Below are 3145 nucleotides of genomic sequence, written 5' to 3'. Positions count from 1 at the left end.
TGTCGGCGGTGCTGTGCGCGCTGGTGCCGGTGCTGATGCTCGTCGCCGGCCGGGCACCGCGGAAGACGCCTGCGGCGCACTGACCTCTTCTCCACATCGCGCAACCTCCGCGACATCTTCACAGATGCTGGAATACCGGCGCGCACACCGGGATGAGCGGCGTAACGTCGTCGATGTACCCGGCCGAGCAAGGAGAGCACGCGTGTCCACGGAGACCCTCGCGACCATCATGAGCGCCGTCGGCGTCGTGGTGACGCTCGGCACGAGCATGTTCGTCGGCGCCGCCTGGATGGTCCGCCGCATCGACGCCGTCGACGAGAAGCTCAGCACCCGCATCGACGCCGTCGCCGCCGACGTCACCGATCTCAAGATCTCCGTGGCCCGCCTCGAAGGGCCACCCCGGCACCTGCTCACCGCGGGACGAGGATGAGACAGTGAGCACGGAGACCGTCACCATCGTCCTCAGCGCGATCGGCGTCGTGCTCACCCTCGGTACGAGCCTGTTCGCCGCGGGCGCCTGGATGGTCCGCCGCATCGACGACCGTATCGACGCCGTCGAGGAGAAGCTCAGCACCCGCATCGACGCCGTTGCCGCCGACGTCACCGATCTCAAGATCTCCGTGGCCCGCCTCGAAGGGCCACCCCGGCACCTGCTCAGCGCCCACCGCTGAGCTGAGCTGAGCTGAGCTGCGCAGTCGGAGGGAGCTACAGCAGCACGAGGGCGGCGGCTACCGCAGCACGAGCGCGGCGGCGCCGATGAGCGGCCCCTCGTCGCCCAGCCCAGAGCGCACGACTCGGGCGCGCCGCGAGTATTCGTGCGCCGCGCTGGCAGTGAGCGCTGTCTGCACGAGGTCGATGTAGTCCTCGGACACCCGCGAGAATCCGCCGCCGATCGCGACGACGTCGAGGTCGACGAGGGTCGCGGCATCCGCCAACGCACCGCCTACTTCGCGGGCGGAGCGCTCGATCGCCGCACGAGCGACAGTGTCTCCGGCGGCTGCGTCACGGGCCAGATCCTCCCCGGTGGCACCGCTCCAGCCCTGCGTCTGCGCCCAGGCGGCGCTCGCCGGCCCGGAGGCGATCTCCTCCAGGGTCAGACCACCCTCGCGACGCACCTGACCCAGGTGGCCGGCGTTGCCGGTGGCCCCGGGGATATAGGCGCCGTTCGCGACGAACCCGCCGCCGACACCGGTCGAGACGACGATCGACAGCGAGGCACCGGCGCCCTGCGTGGCCCCGAGCCAGGATTCGGCGAGGGCGAGCGCACCGCCGTCGTGACCGAGCAGAGTGCGCACGTCGCGCCCCAGCACCGTGGACGCCGCCGCGCGCACCGAGTCCTCGAGACGGAACCCGCGTGCCAGGGGCATGTTCACGGGCATGATCGCCCCGACCGTGCGGTCGATCGGTCCGGCGCTGCCGACGCCGGCCCCGACGAGTTCGGCGTCCGCGGGTAGAGCCGCCAGCGCGTGCTCGACGATCGCGACCACCGACGCATCGAGTGAATCGAGAGTGGCTTCGCGACCCGTCGCCTGTCGACTCCGGCTTCCCTCGACGAGCCGGCCGTCTTCGCCGACGAGCGCGGCTTCCATCTTCGTTCCGCCGACGTCGACGGCCAGGGCGTAGCGCGTCACTGCGGGTCGAGTCCGAGGTCGTCGAGGTCGAAGGCGGCGCGCCACTCGAGGCCCTCGGCTTCGATCGCGGCCTGCGCCCCGGTCTTGCGGTCGACGATCACGGCAACGGCAACGATCTCTGCGCCTTCCTTGCGGAGGGCCTCGACGGCCTTGAGCGCCGACTGCCCCGTGGTCGAGGTGTCTTCGAGCACGACGACACGCTTGCCCTTGACGTCGGCGCCTTCGATCTGGCGGCCGCGCCCATGGTCCTTGTGCTCCTTGCGCACGACGAACGCGTCGAGCGGGGTGTCGGTTGCGACCGAAGCGTGCAGCACCGAGTTCGCGATCGGATCGGCACCGAGCGTGAGGCCACCGACGGCCACGACGTCGAGGTCGCCGATCAGGTCGAGCATGATGCGACCGATCGCGGGAGCGGCGCGGTGGTCCAGCGTGAGCTTTCGCATGTCGACGTAGTACGTCGCCTTCTTGCCGCTGGAAAGGGTGAAGTCGCCGTGGAACACCGCCTCGTCCTTGATGAGGTCGAGGAGCGTCTGGCGGTCTGCGTCGAGTGCGGTCACGGCATCCAGTGTAGGAGCCTGGGGCGCACTGCGCGGATGCATGAGGTTTGACCGCATGCATGAACGTCCGGCCATGCGGCTCATGCATCCGTTCGGTGGCCATGCAGGTGGTGGCCATGCAGGTGGCCGCCACACAGGTCGCGGGCGACGGACCCAGTGCGGGCTCGGGTGTCGGATCCCGCAACTAGGCTTGACGCATGCGCTTGGCCACCTGGAACGTCAACTCCATCCGCACCCGCGTCACCCGCACCGTCGAGTTCGCCGTCCGCGAGGACATCGACGTGCTGGCGATGCAGGAGATCAAGTGCAAGCCGGAGCAGTTCCCCTACGGACCGTTCGAGGAGGCCGGGTACCACGTCGAGGTGCACGGGCTGAACCAGTGGAACGGCGTGGCGATCGCGAGCCGCCTCCCGGTCACCGACGTGCGCACCTCGTTCGACGGAATGCCGGGCTTCGCGAAGGGGCATGAGGGGCCGGATGCGCCGCTCGAAGCACGTGCGCTCGGAGTGATGGTCGACGGCGTGCGGGTGTGGAGCCTGTACGTGCCGAACGGCCGCTCGCTGGAAGACCCGCACTACCTCTACAAGCTGCACTGGCTCGAGCAGCTGAAGAGATCGACGGCAGCCGAGCTGTCGGCGAACCCCGATCTGCCCCTCGCGCTGGTGGGCGACTTCAACATCATCCCGTTCGACGTCGACAACGGCGACCCCGACATCGTGGTCGGCCGTTCGACCCACGTGTCCCCGCAGGAGCGCGACGCGTTCTTCGCGTTCCAGGATGCCGGGGTCACCGACGTGGTACGCCCGCTGATCCCGGAGGGCTTCACCTACTGGGACTACCAGCGCCTGAAGTTCCCGCGCAACGAGGGTGTGCGCATCGACTTCGTGCTCGGTTCGCGCACGCTGGCCGAGGCCGTGCAGGGCGCGTCCATCCACCGCGACGAGCGCAAGGGCGAGC

The 3145-nt window shown here is 69.5% G+C and carries 5 protein-coding genes; 3 read left to right on the top strand and 2 right to left on the bottom strand.

The annotated features are described in order from the left end of the window. The first annotated feature begins 202 nt into the window (after window positions 1-202). On the top strand, window positions 203-430 hold the full coding sequence (locus tag DSP71_RS12000) for a hypothetical protein (RefSeq protein ID WP_113681205.1): 228 nt from the start codon (window positions 203-205) through the stop codon (window positions 428-430). Window positions 431-434: 4 nt separating this feature from the next. Further along, window positions 435-671, top strand: a complete 237-nt coding sequence (locus DSP71_RS11995) for a hypothetical protein (RefSeq protein ID WP_113681204.1) — start codon at window positions 435-437, stop codon at window positions 669-671. A 57-nt stretch (window positions 672-728) separates the two neighbouring features. On the opposite strand, the gene DSP71_RS11990 is transcribed toward DSP71_RS11995, so the two are convergent. Together DSP71_RS11990 and pyrE are read right to left on the bottom strand one after the other, a co-directional pair. After that, a complete protein-coding gene (locus DSP71_RS11990) occupies window positions 729-1631 on the bottom strand; it encodes an ROK family protein (protein WP_046746377.1) in 903 nt (300 codons plus the stop codon). After that, the gene (gene pyrE, locus DSP71_RS11985) at window positions 1628-2188 is read right to left on the bottom strand and encodes an orotate phosphoribosyltransferase (RefSeq protein WP_113681203.1); all 561 of its coding nucleotides are present in this window, start codon (window positions 2186-2188) and stop codon (window positions 1628-1630) included. Before pyrE ends, DSP71_RS11990 begins: the two co-directional genes overlap by 4 nt. Before the next feature lie 197 nt (window positions 2189-2385). Here pyrE and DSP71_RS11980 point away from each other — a divergent pair. Next, on the top strand, window positions 2386-3145 hold a 760-nt coding region (locus DSP71_RS11980), incomplete at its 3' end, for an exodeoxyribonuclease III (RefSeq protein ID WP_258546404.1).

It is taken from the genome of Microbacterium sp. H6 (assembly GCF_003314775.1).
GTDB classification, from domain to species: domain Bacteria; phylum Actinomycetota; class Actinomycetes; order Actinomycetales; family Microbacteriaceae; genus Microbacterium; species Microbacterium oxydans.
This window is presented reverse-complemented; position numbering and strand designations above follow the sequence as displayed.